The organism is Allomuricauda sp. NFXS6 (assembly GCF_040148835.1).
Lineage (GTDB): Bacteria > Bacteroidota > Bacteroidia > Flavobacteriales > Flavobacteriaceae > Flagellimonas.
This window is the reverse complement of sequence record NZ_JAGEMG010000002.1, coordinates 396,983-416,021: the sequence shown is the minus strand read 5'-3', so window position 1 is coordinate 416,021 and position 19,039 is coordinate 396,983. Positions and strand designations below refer to the sequence as shown.

General features: G+C 42.6%; 13 protein-coding genes. 8 read left to right on the top strand and 5 right to left on the bottom strand.

The features are described from left to right. Complete coding sequence (gene topA / locus J4E06_RS05115) at positions 1-2,481, bottom strand: type I DNA topoisomerase (RefSeq protein ID WP_349522959.1); 2,481 nt, start codon at positions 2,479-2,481, stop codon at positions 1-3. A 189-nt stretch (positions 2,482-2,670) separates the two neighbouring features. Here topA and J4E06_RS05110 point away from each other — a divergent pair, with 189 nt between their 5' ends. Beyond that, positions 2,671-5,808 (top strand): WD40/YVTN/BNR-like repeat-containing protein, encoded by a 3,138-nt coding sequence (locus J4E06_RS05110; RefSeq protein ID WP_349522958.1) that lies wholly within the window; start codon positions 2,671-2,673, stop codon positions 5,806-5,808. Between the two features lie 63 nt (positions 5,809-5,871). On the opposite strand, the gene J4E06_RS05105 is transcribed toward J4E06_RS05110, so the two are convergent. Further along, positions 5,872-6,600, bottom strand: a complete 729-nt coding sequence (locus tag J4E06_RS05105; protein WP_100816339.1) for a hypothetical protein — start codon at positions 6,598-6,600, stop codon at positions 5,872-5,874. Positions 6,601-6,731: 131 nt separating this feature from the next. On the opposite strand from J4E06_RS05105, the gene miaB reads away from it, so the two are divergent. The 7 genes from miaB (at position 6,732) to groL (ending at position 13,592) form a co-directional block, all read left to right on the top strand. Then, entirely contained in the window at positions 6,732-8,195 is a 1,464-nt protein-coding gene (gene miaB / locus J4E06_RS05100; protein ID WP_349522957.1) for a tRNA (N6-isopentenyl adenosine(37)-C2)-methylthiotransferase MiaB, read from the top strand. 98 nt (positions 8,196-8,293) lie between these two features. Then, positions 8,294-9,574, top strand: a complete 1,281-nt coding sequence (locus J4E06_RS05095; protein ID WP_349522956.1) for a sigma-54 interaction domain-containing protein — start codon at positions 8,294-8,296, stop codon at positions 9,572-9,574. A 24-nt stretch (positions 9,575-9,598) separates the two neighbouring features. Continuing rightward, a complete protein-coding gene (locus J4E06_RS05090) occupies positions 9,599-10,129 on the top strand; it encodes an LptE family protein (RefSeq protein WP_349522955.1) in 531 nt (176 codons plus the stop codon). A gap of 6 nt (positions 10,130-10,135) precedes the next feature. Beyond that, the gene (locus J4E06_RS05085) at positions 10,136-11,053 is read left to right on the top strand and encodes a DUF8458 domain-containing protein (RefSeq protein WP_349522954.1); all 918 of its coding nucleotides are present in this window, start codon (positions 10,136-10,138) and stop codon (positions 11,051-11,053) included. Further along, positions 11,050-11,412 (top strand): preprotein translocase subunit SecG, encoded by a 363-nt coding sequence (gene secG, locus J4E06_RS05080; protein ID WP_014032183.1) that lies wholly within the window; start codon positions 11,050-11,052, stop codon positions 11,410-11,412. Before J4E06_RS05085 ends, secG begins: the two co-directional genes overlap by 4 nt. Positions 11,413-11,556: 144 nt before the next feature. After that, entirely contained in the window at positions 11,557-11,835 is a 279-nt protein-coding gene (locus tag J4E06_RS05075; RefSeq protein ID WP_014032184.1) for a co-chaperone GroES, read from the top strand. A 122-nt stretch (positions 11,836-11,957) separates the two neighbouring features. Then, on the top strand, positions 11,958-13,592 hold the full coding sequence (groL, locus tag J4E06_RS05070) for a chaperonin GroEL (RefSeq protein WP_349522953.1): 1,635 nt from the start codon (positions 11,958-11,960) through the stop codon (positions 13,590-13,592). A gap of 453 nt (positions 13,593-14,045) precedes the next feature. Here the strand turns inward: groL and J4E06_RS05065 are convergent, their stop codons facing one another. The 3 genes from J4E06_RS05065 to J4E06_RS05055 are packed head-to-tail and all read right to left on the bottom strand — an operon-like array spanning position 14,046 to position 18,973. After that, positions 14,046-15,755, bottom strand: coding sequence for an efflux RND transporter periplasmic adaptor subunit (locus J4E06_RS05065; RefSeq protein WP_349522952.1), 1,710 nt, complete (start codon positions 15,753-15,755; stop codon positions 14,046-14,048). A gap of 4 nt (positions 15,756-15,759) precedes the next feature. Then, positions 15,760-16,467: a hypothetical protein gene (locus J4E06_RS05060; RefSeq protein ID WP_349522951.1), complete on the bottom strand. Its 708-nt coding sequence runs from the start codon at positions 16,465-16,467 to the stop codon at positions 15,760-15,762. A gap of 7 nt (positions 16,468-16,474) precedes the next feature. Beyond that, the gene (locus J4E06_RS05055) at positions 16,475-18,973 is read right to left on the bottom strand and encodes a heavy metal translocating P-type ATPase (protein WP_349522950.1); all 2,499 of its coding nucleotides are present in this window, start codon (positions 18,971-18,973) and stop codon (positions 16,475-16,477) included. Positions 18,974-19,039 lie beyond the last annotated feature (66 nt).

The following is a 19,039-nucleotide window of genomic DNA, read 5'->3' as shown; positions in this document are numbered from 1 at the left end:
CTATTTCTTAGCTTTTGTCTTGGCTTTTTTCTTTGGTGATTTTTTCTCCAATAAGGCTTGTGCTTCTTCCAAAGTTACTTTTGTGGCGTCCACATCTTTGGAAATTTCAACCTTCACCTTACCTTTTATAATATTATGTCTTCCCCAACGGGCTTTTTCTATCCTGATTTTTTCTTCGGGCCATTCCTGAACGACCTTCTCGGCCTCTTTTTTCTTTTTGGCCTCTATCAGTTCAGCGATATCGCCTTCAGAAAGATTATCAAAGTCATATTTTTTGTTCACATTAATGAACATACCGTCCCATTTGATGAAAGGTCCAAACCTACCTTTACCTTTGGTAACATCCTTTCCTTCATAGGTTGCAATAGGTGCATCGGCCTTTTGTTTTTCTTTGATCAATTCTATGGCACGGTCCATATCCACATCAAAAGCACTTTCGCCTTTGGCCAGGGAAATGAATTTTTTTCCAAATCGAACATAAGGACCATAACGACCCACGTTTGCTTCTACTTCCTCGCCTTCGTACACTCCCAATTTTCGTGGAAGCTCAAAAAGTGTCATGGCCTCTTCAAAAGTAATGGTGCCTATGGATTGGTCTGGCAACAAACTGGCAAACTGTGGTTTCTCATCATCATCCACAGTACCAATTTGAACCATCGGTCCAAAACGACCCAATCTTACGGATACTTGCCTGCCTGATTCTGGATCTGTGCCCAGCACACGTTCCCCACTGGCACGTTCGGCATTTTCCTCGACCTCCAACACATTCGGATGAAAATCTTTATAGAAATTTTTCATCATCTCTTGCCAATCTTCATCACCCGAAGCGATCTCATCAAAATCTTCTTCGACCTGAGCAGTAAAGTTGTAATCTAAAATTTGGGTGAAGTGCGTCACCAAAAAGTCGTTCACGATCATCCCGATATCGGTCGGGACAATCTTTCCCTTTTCAGAACCCACCATTTCGCTCAATTGGCTGTCGGACACTTTTCCATCCTCCAAAACTAATTGCGCATATTTGCGTTCGGAACCTTCAACCGTTCCTTTTTCCACATATCCCCTATTTTGAATGGTAGATATGGTAGGTGCGTAAGTAGATGGTCGACCGATACCCAATTCTTCCAATTTCTTCACTAAAGAAGCTTCCGAATAGCGGTAAGGGGGTCTAGAAAATCTTTCGGTGGCGGAAATAAATACATTTTGAAGCGCCTCTCCAACTTGCATCGCTGGCAACATGCCTTCTTGCTCCTCCCCTTCTTCATCATCTGTTCCCTCCAAGTATACTTTAAGGAAACCATCAAACTTTACCACTTCTCCATTCGCTGAGAATTCTTCGCTGTGGGTGCTCGCTTTTATTTTTACATTGGTACGTTCCAATTGGGCATCGCTCATCTGCGAAGCCAAGGTACGTTTCCAGATTAGTTCGTACAATTTGGACTGGTCTCGCTCCAATTGGGGCGACTGCAATTTCATATCGGTAGGGCGGATAGCTTCGTGCGCTTCTTGTGCGCCTTTTGATTTGCCCGTAAAGTTTCTGGTTTGACTGTATTCCTTGCCATAATTGTCCAGAATCGCATCTTTCGCCGCAGCAAGTGCTTCGTTGGAAAGATTGACACTGTCCGTTCTCATATAAGTAATGAGTCCAGCTTCATAAAGTCTTTGCGCCACTTGCATGGTTCGGCTTACCGAAAAATAGAGCTTTCTTGATGCTTCCTGCTGCAAAGTAGAGGTTGTAAATGGTGCGGCCGGTGATTTCTTAGCTGGCTTTTTGGCCAAATCGGAAACTGAAAAGTCCGCCCCGATATTTTCTTTCAGGAATTTCTCGGCAGCTTCTTTTGTTGGAAATGTTTTGTTCAGCTTGGCCGCGAACGCATTGCCGGCATCTGTTTTAAATTCCGCTTTTATTCGGAAAGACGCCTCTGGAGTAAAACCTTCAATCTCACGTTCACGCTCTACAATCAAACGTACCGCAACGGATTGTACCCTACCGGCAGAAAGTCCCGGTTTTATCTTTTTCCACAGTACTGGTGATAGTTCGTAACCTACCAATCGGTCCAACACCCTACGTGCTTGCTGTGCATTGACCAAGTTATAGTTGATGTCCCTAGGGTTTTCAATCGCCTTTTGAATGGCTGACTTGGTAATGGAGTTAAAAACAATCCGTCTGGTCTTGCTTTTATCCAATCCCAACTCCTCGGCCAAGTGCCAAGAAATAGCTTCCCCTTCACGGTCTTCATCACTAGCGAGCCAAATAGTTTCTGCTTTATTGGCCAAATCCTTGAGCTTTTTCACCAAGGCCTTTTTTTCCTTGTCTACCGTGTATTTTGGCTTAAAATCGTTCTCTACATCAACACCTAATTCTTTTGACGGAAGATCGGCAATGTGCCCAAAACTGGATTCTACTTGAAATTCTTTTCCTAGAAATCGTTCAATGGTCTTCGCCTTTGCGGGGGACTCTACAATAACTAAATTCTTTGGCATGCACGTGGTTTTGTGATAACAAAAGTATATTAAAATTTATACTTCGGTATTCACAAGTTTTGTTTTAACCCTAAAATCCAATAAAAATCATCCCATAAATTTAAAAACCCATATTAATATGGGCCTATTGATGACTTTAGATGAAATAATTGTTATTTTTAAAAGTCTAACACAATAACTCAACTAAAAATGACCAACCGCTACCTGATCATGGTACTTGCCGTACTATGCTTTTATCCTGCGAACGCTCAACGAAAAAAGAACAAGAACAGCATTCCCAAATTTGAGGAATCCCTGTACAGTGGGATGGAATGGAGAATGATAGGTCCACACAGAGGAGGCCGAGCTGGAACCGTTTCAGGAGTAGCCCACGACCCCAATCTCTATTATATGGGTACCGCAGGTGGCGGTGTTTGGAGAACAACCGATGCGGGCAATTCTTGGGAATGCATTTCTGACGGCTATTATGGTGGTTCTATTGGAGCCCTAGCTGTAGCAGAATCAGACCCTAACATTATATATGTGGGCGAAGGCGAGCAGACACTAAGAGGAAATGTTTCCTCGGGCAAAGGACTTTGGAAAAGTATGGATGCCGGTGAGACTTGGGAATTTATAGGTTTGAAAGATTCCGAACATATTTCCCGAATCCGAGTTCATCCCAAAAACCCGGACATTGTTTACGTAGCCGCCATTGGAAACCTATGGAAACCCAATGAAACCCGTGGTGTTTTTCGTTCCATGGATGGAGGGAAAAATTGGGAAAAGATTCTTTATGTAAGTGATAAAGCGGGTGCAGGAGACCTGATCATGGATCCGAACAACAGTAGAATTCTTTACGCTGCAACCTGGCAAATGAAACGAAACGGTTATCGCATGGACAGTGGTGGCCCAGACAGCAAAATGTTTAAAAGTACCGATGGGGGCGATACTTGGAAGGATATTTCAGAACATTCAGGATTGCCCGGTTTTCCATGGGGAATTGTAGGGATAACTGTTTCCCCATTGGATTCTGACAGGGTATGGGCCATTATTGAGGCCGAGGACGGTGGTGTTTTCCGTTCCGATGATGCCGGAACAACTTGGAAAAAAGTCAATGAAAACCGAGGACTAAGACAAAGGGCTTGGTACTACAGTAGAATTTATGCGGACACCCAAAATATTGACAAGGTCTGGGTAATGAACGTGAGCTATGGGGTTTCCACCGATGGCGGGAATACCTTTACGCTAAAAACCGCAGGACATAGCGACCATCATGATCTTTGGATAGACCCGAACAACAATCAAAGAATGATCATTGCGGATGACGGTGGTGCTCAAATCTCTAACGATGGTGGAAATAACTGGACCACTTATTACAACCAGCCGACCATGCAGTTCTATCGTGTTGCAACGGATAGTATTTTTCCTTACAGAATATATGGAGCGCAGCAGGACAATACTGCCTTGCGAGTTTTCCATCGCTCCTCGGGCTCAAGCATCACAGAAGATGACTGGGAACCCACGGCAGGAGGCGAGAGCGCCCACTTGGCACCAGACCCCAAGAACAATCAATTGGTTTATGGAGGAACTTATAAAGGATACATGAACCGTTTGGACCATACCACGGGACAGACCATTTCCACCAACATATGGCCCGATAACCCCGCAGGTTCGGGTGCTGAAGTAATGAAGTACCGTTTCAACTGGAACTATCCTTTGACTTTTAGCCGACACGACCCAAACGTACTCTATGCAGGCTCCAACTATTTGCATGCCACTACGGATGGAGGACAATCTTGGAGAACCATTTCTCCGGAATTGGCAAGAGGTATTCCTGAGACCATTGCATCTTCAGGAGGACCGATTACGCAAGACAACACAGGAGCAGAATTTTATTCCAACGTTTTTGTGATTACCGAATCTATATTAGAAAAAGGCGTGATTTGGACCGGTAGTGATGATGGATTGATTCATGTAACGCGAGACAATGGAGTTACTTGGGAAAATGTGACCCCGCCGGAATCCATGTCGCCCAAATTGAACATGATCAACTGTATTGATGCAAGTCCGTTTGACCCGGGAACTGTTTATGTCGCCGCTACTTCCTATAAATTTGGCAACTACACACCTTACCTGTATAAAACGGATGATTATGGCCAATCATGGAAATTGATAACAGATGGTATCGAGGATACTTATTATACCCGTGCCATTCGTTCCGACAAAGTGAGGAAAGGATTATTGTACGCTGGTACGGAATGGGGCATGTATGTTTCTTTTGATGATGGGGAAAACTGGACACCCTTCCAACTCAATTTACCCATCACCGCAATCCGTGACCTTCATGTTAGGGACAATGATTTGATTGCTGCAACCCATGGAAGAGGTTTTTGGATGATTGACGATTTAACACCACTCCATCAGCTTTCCGAAGAGGTTGCCAACAGTGATTTTTACCTGTACAAACCGGATATGGCCTATAGAATGCATCAGGATCGTGCATGGCGGAAACCCGACACCAAATTGGTGGGAGAAAATCATCCTGATGGAGCCATTATCAACTATTACCTTAAAAGCTTGAAGGAAACCGATACCGTGACCATGGAAATTTTGGAAATGGATGGCAGTGTCATTCAAAAGTTTTCCAATCATGCCAAACCTGATAGATTAAATCCATCTTCAACCCAAAAATTGGAAGTTTCCGAAGGCGGAAACCGATTTATCTGGAATATGCGATACCCAGGCTACCAAGAGTTCGAGGGAATGGTGTTCTATTCCTCACCCAATATTGGCCCAAAAGCGGTCCCTGGAAACTACAAGGCAAGACTCACCATGAATGGAAACTCCTCGGAGCAGACCTTCAGTATTGTAAAAGACCCTAGAGTAGATCTGAGCCAACAAGATTTCCAAGATCAATTTGACTTTTTGATGAAGGTGCGCGAACAAGTTAGCCGTGCCAACAATGCCATCATCAACATCAGAAGCATTAAAAAGGATTTAGCCTATTTAAAGGAGAAAACCAAGGACAATCCCGAAATCCAGAAAATGGCCAAGGATTTTGAAACGGAGCTTTCTGTTATTGAAAACAACATTCATATGACCAAAAATCAGAGTAGACAGGATCCTTTGAATTATGGTATTCGAATCAATAACAGATTGGCATTTTTGATGGTAGATTCGCAACGTGGAGACCAAAAACCGACCAAACAAGCCCAAGAATTTTTTGTGGAAGTCACCAAAGAACTCAACAAGGAAATCAATGACCTGAATGCTCTGGTTGAAAAGCAAGCTACCATGATCAACAAGAAAGTTGATCAAAACCAAATTAAAATGATTTCCACAGAATAAAATCCGATTTCATCAAAATAGAAGCGCCCTCCTAAAAGGGCGCTTTTTTATTTTAAGTTGCAGTTATGCATCCATGGAAATCCCCACTGCATCTTTATAAATAAAGTAAATTGGTATTTTACTGAACATAGCCGTAAACAAGACCCCCACCAAACAGAGTATTGCACCCAATTGTGAGACCAATCCGGCCACTAGAACCAAAAGGAAAATCATCAGCCAGTTTTTATTGCCCAGAGCAAACCCTGATTTCACGATTTCCAAAGCAGTGAGTTCCTTATCAAAAGCAAAAAAAGCTGGAAACAAAGACATGGGAACCAACAAATAAATTATACCCAACCCGCAAGCCAGTAGTCCCAATAACGATAGTCCTATCATTATCAAAGAAAGAATCAAAGCCTTAATCAAATACTCCTTTGTAAAGTAAAAGAAGTAGTCGTCTTTTCCGGATTCATTTAAGTCATATTTTCTACATATCCGCAAAAAAGCAGCGTTCAAACAAATACCGATAGTCATTGCACCCAACGAAGATATAGGGGCAATCAAGCTCATTAAACCAGCAAACGCAGGCGGCAACTCTTGCTCATCAAACACATTGGGATCACTTATGCCCATGGCAATCATTGGGAGATAAATCAGTAAATAAAAAGGTAAGATGCTTACAAAAGTCAGTATAAGAGTAAGAAATCCTTGTAGCCATACTTTTTTGAACAGCTCCACTGAATTATTAAATACGGCCCCGAAGTCAACAGGGGCACTTTGGTTTATTCTTTGGGCAAGGTTGGTAAAATTCATTAGTAAATATGGTTATGTTTTAAGTTTGAAGGTAACACTAACAGGCGATTCCGCAATATATTCTTAAAAATTACTGCCAAATTGTCACTAAATTGTAATAACCATTATCTTTGCACCCCATTGAAACATTTATGATCAAGGATAATACTGTAGAAAAAGTAATAGATGAAAGCCAACAAGGACGTGCTTTGTCGCTAAAAAACAATGAAAAGAACGGCAGAAAGCTATATATAGAAAGCTATGGTTGCCAAATGAACTTTTCCGATAGCGAAATCGTAGCATCCATTTTGGCCAAGGAAGGTTTCAATACCACCCAAAATTTGGATGATGCGGATTTGGTTTTGGTAAACACCTGCTCCATTCGCGAAAAGGCCGAACAAACCGTTCGCAAGCGACTGGAAAAGTTCAATGCCGTAAAAAGAACCAAACCCAACATGAAGGTTGGGGTACTGGGCTGTATGGCCGAGCGATTGAAAAGTAAATTCCTGGAAGAGGAGAAAATTGTGGATATGGTGGTAGGCCCCGATGCTTACAAGGACCTGCCCAACCTTATCCAAGAAATTGATGAAGGTAGAAATGCCGTAAACGTTATCCTATCCAAAGATGAAACCTATGGCGATATAGCACCTGTTCGGTTAAACACCAACGGAATCTCTGCTTTTGTTTCCATTACCCGAGGTTGCGACAACATGTGTACTTTCTGTGTGGTTCCTTTTACTCGTGGAAGAGAACGTAGCCGCGATCCACAATCCATTTTGGAAGAGGTGAACGATCTTTGGGAAAGAGGATTCAGGGAAATCACGCTTTTGGGCCAAAATGTGGACAGTTACCTTTGGTACGGCGGTGGATTAAAAAAAGATTTCGACAAGGCTTCGGATATGCAGAAAGCCACATCCGTAAACTTTGCGGGATTGTTGGAGCTGGTGGCACAGGCCCAACCCAAAATGCGTATCCGTTTTTCCACATCCAACCCACAGGATATGACCTTGGATGTTATCGAGGCGATGGCCAAATATGAAAACATCTGCAAATACATTCACCTTCCAGTACAAAGTGGAAGCAACCGTATTTTAAAGGCAATGAATCGTTTGCACACCCGCGAGGAATATTTTGAACTGATCGACAACATTCGAAAAATTATTCCAGATTGTGCCATTAGCCAAGATATGATCACTGGCTTCCCCACGGAAACGGAAGAAGACCATCAAGATACCTTAAGTCTGATGGAATATGTGAAGTACGATTTTGGTTTTATGTTCGCTTATTCCGAGCGTCCCGGGACATTGGCAGAGCGTAAAATGGAAGACGACATTCCTGAAGCGACCAAAAAAAGACGTCTGTCGGAAATCATTGAAGTGCAGCAAAAGCATAGCCATTATCGAACCCAACAACATTTGGGCAAAACCCAAGAAGTTCTTATCGAGGGAACTTCCAAAAAATCGGATGCCCATTGGATGGGTCGAAATTCACAGAACACCGTTGCAGTTTTTCCAAAGGAACACTACAAAGTAGGTGATTTTGTAAATGTGAAAATCAACGAATGTACCTCGGCCACTCTTATTGGAGAAGCAGTGGGGTATTCTGAAAACAATTAATAATCTTTTGCATCGCGCACGATTGCTGCTGAACGCAGTCAAAGCATGATGCTGAAATAAAACAAAAGATTCCTGCCTTCGCAGGAATGACAATATATATGGAAAGTGTACAATCCATAAAACAGCGTTTCGAGATTATCGGAAACGATGTGAAGCTCAACCGTGCCATAGAAAAGGCCATACAGGTGGCACCTACCGATATTTCGGTCTTGGTGACGGGTGAAAGTGGTGTGGGCAAGGAGTCCATTCCCAAGATCATCCATTCACTCTCTCACCGAAAACACGCCAAATACATCGCCGTAAACTGTGGTGCCATTCCCGAGGGAACTATTGACAGTGAACTGTTTGGTCACGAAAAAGGAGCTTTTACAGGAGCTACCCAAACCCGTAGCGGTTATTTTGAGGTGGCCGATGGCGGTACCATTTTCTTGGACGAAGTAGGGGAACTACCTCTGACCACTCAAGTTCGATTACTTCGTGTTTTGGAAAATGGTGAATTCCTTAAAGTAGGGTCATCACAAGTACAAAAAACAGATGTTCGTATCGTGGCCGCCACCAACATTAATATGTTCGAGGCCATAAAGAAGGAAAAATTCCGGGAAGACCTTTATTACAGGTTGAGTACCGTGGAAATTCATTTACCCCCGCTTAGAGACAGACGCGAAGACATTCACTTGTTGTTCAGGAAATTTGCATCAGACTTTGGACAGAAATATAAAATGCCTACCATCCGGCTGGAAGACGATGCCGTTAACCTGCTCCTTAAATATAGATGGCCTGGAAACATCCGTCAGTTGCGAAATATTGCAGAACAAGTTTCCGTGCTGGAGGAAGAACGGAGTATTTCTGCTTCAACCTTGAACAGTTACTTGCCCAATTCAACTGGGTCCAATTTGCCAGCTGTGGTGGCACAAGCCAAAAAAGAAGGAGATTTCAGCAACGAACGGGAGATTTTATACAAGGTTCTTTTTGATATGAAAGGTGACTTGAACGACCTTAAAAAATTGACCCTGGAACTTTTAAAGGACAACGATTCCAATAAAGTGCAACGTGAAAACGAAGGGTTGATTCGGAAAATATATGGCAATGAGGAGAATGAAGAAGAAATAGAGCACGAGGAAACACCACCGGAATTGCTGCATTTGCCAGAACCCGTTTTGGAGCCATCAGCACCTGCTCCATCGCATCAACCACCAGAAGACAGGTATCATTTTGCCGAAGAGATTGAAGAGGAAGAAACGCTATCTTTGCAGGAAAAGGAAATTGAATTGATTAAAAAATCATTGGAGCGCAACAAAGGAAAACGTAAGGCCGCTGCCGCTGAGCTTGGAATTTCAGAAAGAACACTCTACAGAAAAATAAAGCAGTACGATCTTTAATACAGATTAAAAGTTTTGAAAAAAATGATAAAAAAAAATGAAATAAAGGTTGTATTGCTTGGACTGGTTTTCTTTATGCAGAGCTGTGGCGCATACCAAGGCCATAATTTTTCTGGCGCCGATATTGGAACTGCAGAAAGTTTCCAGGTCAACTTTTTTCAAAATTACGCCGATCAAACCCCAGGTTCCGTTATTGTACCGGGATTAGGTAGGGATTTCACTTTAGCACTCCAGGATATGATAAATGACCTTACCAGTCTATCCCTTACCGGAAGTAATGGTGATTTGTTGTACGAAGGCGAAATTGTGGAGTACAAAGTGGTGCCCATGACGGCCACATCAGACCAGCGAACTGCGCAGAACAGGCTCACAATGAGCGTCAATGTTCGGTTTTACAACACCACAAAGGAAGATGCTGATTTTGAAAGACGGTTTTCTTTCTTTTACGATTTTGATGCCGCAGCCTCATTGACCTCAATACAAGCCACGGCACACGAAGAAATTTTTGAACGACTTACCCAAGATATTTTTAATGCATCTTTGGGGAACTGGTAATATTTTATGAACGTTTCAGATTTTATACATATTCTTCAAAACTCAAATACCATCCTATCCCCAAAACAAACTCGGGAGCTAGAGGGTATTATTGAGGAATATCCCTATTTTCAGGCTGCTCGTGCATTGCACCTGAAAGGGCTAAAAAACCTGGACAGCTACAAATACAATAACGCGCTCAAGGTAACGGCGGCGCACACTGCCGATCGCGATGTGCTTTTTGACTACATTACCTCCAAGGAATTTGTTCAAAACAATATTGCCGATGCCATTGCCGGTAGGGGTTCCAAGCTAGAGGACCAAGAAGCGGTTTCAGAAGAAATTCTTCCCAACCCCCATACGGCAAGTATGCTTTCGGAATCCAACGAACCTGCCCTGCCCCAAAATTTGAACGATGCAGAACAAATTCTGGATCCTAAGCTTTTCGAATCCAGAACACCTGAAAAAAAGATTGAAAAAGTTGAGGAGCCCAAAAAGGAACCGGACACTGATTTAAATTTGGGCAAACCCATCCCGTTTACCAAAAAAGAGAAGCATTCTTTTACCGAGTGGCTTCAATTGACCTCCACCTCTGAAGAACCGGCCGAAGAAGAAGGGAATACGACAGACCATCAGGAAGAAAATGTGATGGACAAGCTGGAGCGTAAAAAGAAATTCGACCTTTTGGACAAGTTTATCGAGAACAATCCCAAAATAGTTCCAAAGGAATCCAACCCAAAAGTCAATATTAAAGAATCAACCAAAATCAACCAAAACGAGTTGATGACAGAGACTTTGGCCAAGGTTTATTTGGAGCAAAAAAAGTATAAAAAAGCCATTCAAGCCTTTAAAATATTGAGTTTGAAATATCCAGAAAAAAGTGGTTTCTTTGCAGACCAAATTCAGGCAGTGAAGAAACTGCAGAGAGAAAAAGATAAGAAATGAGCACGTTTGCAATTTTTTTGGTACTGATAATCATCGTGTGCCTTTTGTTGGTCTTGGTCATTATGGTGCAGAACCCTAAAGGTGGTGGTTTATCCTCATCTTTTGGAGGAAGTGGCAACCAAGTTGTTGGTGGTGTAAAAAAGACCGGGGACTTTCTGGATAAAAGTACTTGGACCCTTGCTACCCTTTTGATTGTTTTGATATTGCTTTCCAACGTTTCCCTTAAAGGGAACTATAGCCAAGCAGATTCCAAACTACTCCAAGGCGACGATACAGAAATACCAGAAACGGTTCCGGAAGAAGTACCTGAACAACTTCCACCTGCCGACACTACAAGTCCAGTAGATACTATTGGGTAATACAAAGTGACAAAGCATAGAAAAATGCCAGCTTAAATGACAAGCTGGCATTTTTGTTTTCCAGAATGTCAGTTTTTGTGCATTGGCACAATTTCTGTCTCCTAGATTCAAGGAATTTTAAACAAACACCTAAATAATTAAAATATGGCTAAAGTAAATATCAAACCATTGGCAGACAGGGTTTTGATCGAGCCTCTACAGGCCGAGACAAAAACTGCCTCCGGTATCATCATCCCGGACAACGCAAAAGAAAAACCACAAAAGGGAACTGTTGTAGCTGTTGGGCCTGGAACCAAGGACGAAAAAGTTACCGTTAAAGTGGGTGATACTGTTCTTTATGGAAAATATGCCGGTACCGAACTTAAGTTCGATGGTACTGACTATTTGATGATGCGCGAAAGCGATATTTTGGCAATAGTGTAACCTACATGTCATTCCCGCAAAAGCGGGAATCCATCAAAAACCTAAAAGTATAATCTAAATTTCCTGCCGGATTTTATGCTGAGCATAGTCGAAGGACAGGAATCACAAAACGAGAAAACAAAATGGCAAAAGATATTAAGTTTGATATAGATGCACGTGACGGACTGAAGAGAGGCGTTGACAAATTGGCCGAGGCTGTTAAGGTAACCTTGGGACCAAAAGGTAGAAACGTAATCATCAGTAAGTCCTTTGGAGCACCACAAGTAACCAAAGATGGTGTTTCTGTCGCAAAAGAAATTGAATTGGAAGACGCCCTGGAAGATATGGGTGCACAAATGGTGAAGGAAGTTGCTTCCAGAACCAACGACCAAGCCGGTGATGGTACCACAACCGCAACCGTATTGGCACAAGCTATCGTAAAAGAGGGTCTTAAAAACGTTGCTGCAGGTGCAAATCCTATGGATTTGAAACGCGGAATCGACAAAGCCGTTGAAGCCTTGGTAGCCGATTTGGAAAAACAAACCAAGAAAATAGGTAACGACTCTGACAAAATTAAGCAAGTCGCTTCTATCTCTTCCAATAATGACCAAACCATTGGTGATCTTATCGCCAAGGCGTTCGCCAAAGTTGGGAACGAAGGTGTAATCACCGTAGAGGAAGCAAAAGGTACCGACACTTACGTTGACGTAGTTGAAGGTATGCAGTTTGACAGAGGATACCTTTCTCCTTACTTCGTGACCGATACGGATAAAATGATTGCTGATTTGGAGAACCCATATATCCTACTTTTTGATAAGAAAATCTCTAACCTTCAGGAAATCCTTCCTATCCTTGAGCCAGTAGCACAATCTGGAAGACCTCTTTTGATTATCGCTGAAGATGTAGAAGGGCAAGCCCTAGCTACTTTGGTAGTGAACAAATTGAGAGGTGGACTTAAGATTGCCGCTGTAAAAGCGCCAGGTTTTGGAGATAGAAGAAAAGCCATGTTGGAAGATATCGCTATCCTAACCGGTGGTACCGTAATCTCTGAAGAAAGAGGATTCTCTTTGGAAAACGCTTCTTTGGATATGTTGGGTACTGCTGAAACTGTAACCATTGACAAAGACAATACTACAATTGTTAATGGTAGCGGAAATGCGGATGACATAAAAGCTAGAGTGAGCCAAATCAAAGCTCAAATCGAGACTACAACATCTGATTACGACAAGGAAAAACTTCAGGAACGTTTGGCCAAATTGGCCGGTGGTGTTGCCGTACTTTATGTAGGTGCAGCTTCGGAAGTAGAAATGAAAGAGAAGAAAGACCGTGTGGATGATGCCTTGCACGCAACCCGTGCCGCTGTTGAAGAAGGTATTGTTGCCGGTGGTGGTGTTGCTTTGGTAAGGGCCAAAAAGGTCCTTGAAAAATTAGCGACCGAATCTTTGGATGAAACCACAGGTGTACAAATCGTGGCCAAGGCTATAGAGTCTCCTTTGCGTACCATCGTAGAGAATGCTGGTGGTGAAGGTTCTGTAGTTATCGCCAAAGTACTTGAAGGTAAAAAAGACTTTGGTTACGATGCCAAGTCTGACCAATATGTGGATATGCTTAAAGCAGGAATCATTGATCCTAAAAAAGTAACCCGTATTGCCTTGGAGAACGCAGCATCTGTTGCTGGTATGATTTTGACCACAGAGTGTGCATTGACCGATATTAAGGAAGATGCCCCTGCAATGCCTCCAATGGGAGGTGGCGGTGGAATGCCAGGTATGATGTAACAACATCCCATTCGGATTAAAAATAGGAACGCCCCGATTTGCATCGGGGCGTTTTCTTTTTATCTAGTTGAACGGTTCTTCATGAGAACCTAAAAACCAAGTTACTTCTTCTTACCAGTAGCTTGGGCAGTCTTCTTTATAACAGGCTTCACAGCTTTTACAGGAGATGACTTTCCATTTGACTTTGCTTGTTTCATCAGTCAATAAATTAAATGTTGGAGTAAATGTATTTCAGATTTGAATCCGCAGATTTTATTTGGCTAAACATTAACTAAAAACCGTTGTGCATTTTGTTCATGTCAACGGAAAAAGTCAGTTCAAGTGTTCTCCGAAGGAAAATATATCGAGAACTGGATTCTTGTCACTGAAATTCTGATTCTCGATACAATCTTTCTTCGTTTTCACTTTAAAAGGTTACTCGAATTGACAAATTTCAACCAAAATATATAGGGGTCAATCGATGGTTCCCACCACGCTGCCGCAGGTAAGCATCGCATCCCCGTAATAAGGATTGCGTATTTCTTCCTCCAAGCTGAGCCAATTGGCTCCATTATCATTATTAGCCATGGGGCAGTGCTGTACATACAGTTTTGTCTCCAGCATATTCATTTGTTGTGCTATCTGAATTATATTTTGAGAAAGCTGTACAAAATCATCACGTTGGTTCTTTAAATTGTTTTTTGAAGCAATATTAGCTAATTGTCCCTCTAGTCTAGACATATGACTCTTACCCATATCTCCCATTGGCAAGTCGCTTATTTTTGAAGCAACTTCTGCCCCTTTCTGCGCTAACATTTGTGTTTGTTCTTCGTCTGATGCAACCAAGGCATCTTTCAAATTCAGATATATCTCCAATAAGTCACCAAATGTATCTTGTGCCTCGTCCGAAAATTCCATTTTCATTTTGGTGAGGATATTGGATTTACCTGTTTGATTCATCATGGATTTTTTGCCCTGCAATTGAGCCGCAGCATCAACCGTAAAAGTACCTTTGGCAACTACCAAGTCTCCCGACTTCAACCCTGAATTGACAACATAACTCCCATTCATTAAATTTCCTAGTTCCACTTCACGCATTTCAAAAATGGCTTCGTTCGGATTTGGCTGTACATATACTAAGGAACGCTTTCCCGTCCACAAAACCGCGCTTTCCGGTATGGTCAAAGATGCATCTCCTTGAATATTGTCAATTTCAACTTCGGCCTGTACAAACATTCCAGGTTTGAGCAACCCATTTTGGTTATCAAGTTCTGTACGGACCTCCAAGGTTCTTGTATTCTTGTTTAATGTGGGAGCAACAAAGGATACTTTTGCCGGAAATGTTTCATTCGGGTATGAATTGGTGGTAACGTTCAACGTCTGACCTTCCTCAAACAAACTCAATTGGTTTTCATAGGCATCAAAAATGGCCCAAACCGAATTCAAATTGGCCACTTTTACCAAAGGTGAACCTGTTTTAATGTAATCGCCTTCCCCCACCATAATTTCAGAAACCACTCCATTTACATTGGAATACACCGGAAAATTTTCAAGTACTTGTCCCGAGCTTTCAATTTGGTTGATTTGTGCTTCGGACAATTTCCAAAGCTTTAATTTATTGCGAACCGCTTTATATAATTGTGGTTGGGATTCCTTTAAATTGGACGCCGTCAACAGTTCTTGTTGAGCCGAAACCAAAGCTGGAGCATAAATCGTGGCCAACTTTTGACCTTTACGTACCTCTTCCCCCTCAAAATTGACAAAGATGTTTTCTATCCTTCCATCAAAATAGGCCGATTGCACCGCATCCGATTTTTGATTGATCGCTACTTTACCCGAAACCTTAACCTTATTCTCCCCTGTTGTTCCTGAACCTACCATAACGGTTTCCACGCCAGCCAAAACCATCGCATTTTCGGTCATTTTAATTTGATTCGCCATCAGTCCCTCTCCGCTACTTTCTGCTGGAATAAGGTCCATGCCACAAATGGGACACGACCCCGACTCTGGTTGCATAATTTGTGGGTGCATGGAACAGGTCCACATGTCGCCCGTAGCAATTTCCGTGCTATGGTCATGCTCCGCTCCGTTTGTCGCATCGGCACTATTTCCAAATATGAGATATCCTATCAATAGTCCTGTAATTACTGCAATTCCGAAGTATATGATGTTTTCCTTTTTCATGTGTTTATTTTTTTCTTTTTACAACTTTTCTCATCGTTGGCGACGAGGTAAACCAAAGCAAAAATCCGCTCAACACGGTAATCAATCCCAAAAGGGAAAATGCCCGAAGCACAGTCGTATTAAAATCATCACGACTTTCATAATCCATCGTGTGGGTCATCCAAAGAAAATCGAACCACCTCCAATTCCGATGTCGCACCGTTTGAAACGAACCATCGGCCACCGAAACGTAGGCCTTAATATTTTCTGGTGAATCATACGTAATCACATAAGCGGGCAATTTCTTTTCCCTATACTCGTGATGTTTATCGGTCTCATTGATGACCTCAACCTCTTTAACTTTTAATTCTGGTGACATTTGACGCTCCGCAACAGCTAGAGCTTCTACTTCCGAAACACCTTCTTTTAAGTTGCCGCTTTTCGCATCAACCAAAAATTCATTGTTAATCCAGTAGTAGGGTTTGCCAGCTATTTCCTTAAGGCTCAACGAACTTATTTTAGATGGAATATTGATTTGTGAAAGCCCAATGAGTCCATCAAATGCAACGGGTTCATAATCCATGTTCCTGAAATGGTCCCCATGGATTTCATCAATATCGGTCCAGCTGAAGTAGAGTCCACTGGCTGTCCACATGATGAATTGAATGCCCAAAAATATTCCCAAATACCTATGGGCTTTTCTAATCTTAACCGCTGTTGTTCGTTTTACCATTTTATTTTTAGTCGATTGATTTAGTTCGTAATCGTAATGCATTGGCTATAACCGACACCGAGCTAAAGCTCATGGCCAGGGCTGCGATCATGGGCGAAAGCAAAATCCCAAAGAAGGGATAGAGTACCCCTGCTGCCACCGGCACACCAATGGTGTTGTATATCAATGCAAAAAATAAGTTTTGTTTTATGTTTTTCATCACGGCCTCACTAAGGTTCCGTGCTTTTACAATGCCGTGCAGGTCGCCTTTTACCAAAGTTATCATGGCGCTTTCTATGGCCACATCGGTACCCGTACCCATGGCAATACCCAAATCGCTTTTGGCCAATGCTGGAGCATCGTTGATACCATCACCCGCCATGGCGACCACTTTGCCGTTGTTTTGAAGCTGTTCCACTTCCTTCATTTTATCCTCGGGCAAGGTTTCGGCCTTAAAATCATCCAAATGTAACTCACTGGCCACTGCTTTTGCGGTCGTTGCATTGTCTCCCGTAAGCATGATCACTTTTATTCCTTTATCCTGAATTGCTTTGATCGCTTTGGCACTTGTCTCCTTGATTTTATCACCAATGGCCACAAAACCGTGACATTTACCATCAATGGCCAAATAGGAAACCGTTTTACCTTTCTCTTGTGCTTTTTTGACCTTTTCCATTATATCATCAGAAATGTCAACATTGGCTTTTTCCATCAATTTGATGTTCCCCAACTTAATCTCCAAATCCTTGATCTTGCCTTCAACACCCATACCCGTCACGGCATTGAAATATTTTGTTTTTAGAATTTTGATTTCCTTTTCTTTACCATAATTCACCGTCGCTTGTGCCAAAGGGTGTTCGCTATTGGCATTTACCGACACTAGATATTGCAGCAATTCTTCTTCCGAATAGTCATCCGAAAACACTACCAATTGATCAAAGGTGGGCTTGCCCTCGGTAATGGTTCCTGTTTTATCAATGATCAGGGTGTCCACATCGGCCATTTTCTCCAAGGCTTCGGCATTTTTGATCAACACTCCATTTTGGGCACCTTTTCCCACCCCAACCATTACGGACATGGGTGTGGCGAGACCGAGTGCACATGGACAGGCGATGATCAATACAGCAATGGCATTGATCAAGGCGTAAACATAGGTGGGCTCTGGACCCCAAATAGCCCAAACTGCGAATGTTAAAACTGAAACGATAACAACCGTTGGCACAAAATAGGCGGATACCTTATCAGCCAAATTTTGAATGGGTGCACGGCTTCGGCTGGCTTCGTTCACCATCTTGATGATTTGTGAAAGCAGGGTGTCGCTACCCACTTTTTCGGCTTTCATTAAAAAGGTTTGGTTACCGTTGATGGTACCACTGCTTACTTTGTCATCCACTGTTTTTTCAACTGGAATGGGCTCTCCTGTGATCATGGATTCATCCACCGAAGTGTCTCCCTCTGTAATCATACCGTCCACAGGAATTTTTTCGCCAGGTTTCACACGGAGAATATCATCCTTTTCTATATCATCAATACTTACCTCAACTTCTTCCCCATCCACAACTTTGATCGCTTTGTTGGGCGCCAATTTCAATAATTCCTTTACCGCATTATTGGTTTTGCTGTGCGCCCTAGCCTCTAACAATTGACCCAAAAGCACCAAGGTGAGGATTACGGTTGCTGCCTCAAAATACACGTGAACCGCACCTGTTTCCCCCTTGAACTGGTCAGGAAAAAATCCTGGGAACAACAATGCGAGCACACTAAATATAAAAGCCACGCCCGCACCGATACCAATCAAGGTAAACATGTTCAGGTTCCACGTTTTAATGCTTCGATAAGCTCTTTCAAAAAACATCCATGTAGCGTAAAAAACCACGGGAAGCGATAGGGCAAACTGTACCCAATTCCAAAATTTTGGCGCCATTAGCTCATGCAACGGATTATTGGGAATCATATCGCTCATGGCTATCAAGAAAATGGGCAGCGTAAAAGCTACTGCTATCCAAAATTTCTTGAGCAGTTTTTTATAGGTTTTTTCTTCCGCGCTGGCTTCGGGCTCCTTGGGCACCAACTCCATTCCACATTTTGGGCAGGAACCTGGGCCATCTTCCACCACTTCGGGATGCATGGGACAGGTCCATTGTTGTTTGGAACTGGACGAAGTGTTTTGCTCCTCCACCAAATCCATCCCACAAACGGGGCAATCCCCTGGTTCATCATAGGTTTTGTCTCCCTCGCATTGCATGGGGCAATAGAAGGTACCATTACCGTTGGAAACCGATTTTTTCTCTTTTTTCTTTGGTTTATGATGGTGGCCTTCGGCATGAATACTGTAACCGCCCCCATCTTTTTCCAAAGCTTCCTCGAACTTTTTGATTGGAATGTGCTCCTCCATCTCAATCACGGCCTCGGCTTTTTCCAGATTTACCTCAACCCCGGTAACCCCCTCCACTTTGGAAAGGGTTCCTTCTACATGATTTCTACAGCCATTACAGCTCATTCCGTGTATGTGATAGGTATGTTTCATCTTGTTTGTTTTTTTTATTCAAAACTAGCTGAACACCAGCAGGAAGCTTTTCACAATTCTGGGTAT

What these genes read in the sequence shown, in the direction of transcription:
- J4E06_RS05060 (WP_349522951.1), bottom strand. Translation starts at nt 16,467, where the DNA reads ATGGTAAAACGAACAACAGCGGTTAAGATTAGAAAAGCCCATAGGTAT.
- J4E06_RS05055 (WP_349522950.1), bottom strand. Translation starts at nt 18,973, where the DNA reads ATGAAACATACCTATCACATACACGGAATGAGCTGTAATGGCTGTAGA.
- J4E06_RS05085 (WP_349522954.1), top strand. Translation starts at nt 10,136, where the DNA reads ATGAACGTTTCAGATTTTATACATATTCTTCAAAACTCAAATACCATC.
- J4E06_RS05095 (WP_349522956.1), top strand. Translation starts at nt 8,294, where the DNA reads ATGGAAAGTGTACAATCCATAAAACAGCGTTTCGAGATTATCGGAAAC.
- J4E06_RS05105 (WP_100816339.1), bottom strand. Translation starts at nt 6,600, where the DNA reads ATGAATTTTACCAACCTTGCCCAAAGAATAAACCAAAGTGCCCCTGTT.
- J4E06_RS05075 (WP_014032184.1), top strand. Translation starts at nt 11,557, where the DNA reads ATGGCTAAAGTAAATATCAAACCATTGGCAGACAGGGTTTTGATCGAG.
- J4E06_RS05065 (WP_349522952.1), bottom strand. Translation starts at nt 15,755, where the DNA reads ATGAAAAAGGAAAACATCATATACTTCGGAATTGCAGTAATTACAGGA.
- J4E06_RS05110 (WP_349522958.1), top strand. Translation starts at nt 2,671, where the DNA reads ATGACCAACCGCTACCTGATCATGGTACTTGCCGTACTATGCTTTTAT.
- J4E06_RS05090 (WP_349522955.1), top strand. Translation starts at nt 9,599, where the DNA reads ATGATAAAAAAAAATGAAATAAAGGTTGTATTGCTTGGACTGGTTTTC.
- groL (WP_349522953.1), top strand. Translation starts at nt 11,958, where the DNA reads ATGGCAAAAGATATTAAGTTTGATATAGATGCACGTGACGGACTGAAG.
- topA (WP_349522959.1), bottom strand. Translation starts at nt 2,481, where the DNA reads ATGCCAAAGAATTTAGTTATTGTAGAGTCCCCCGCAAAGGCGAAGACC.
- miaB (WP_349522957.1), top strand. Translation starts at nt 6,732, where the DNA reads ATGATCAAGGATAATACTGTAGAAAAAGTAATAGATGAAAGCCAACAA.
- secG (WP_014032183.1), top strand. Translation starts at nt 11,050, where the DNA reads ATGAGCACGTTTGCAATTTTTTTGGTACTGATAATCATCGTGTGCCTT.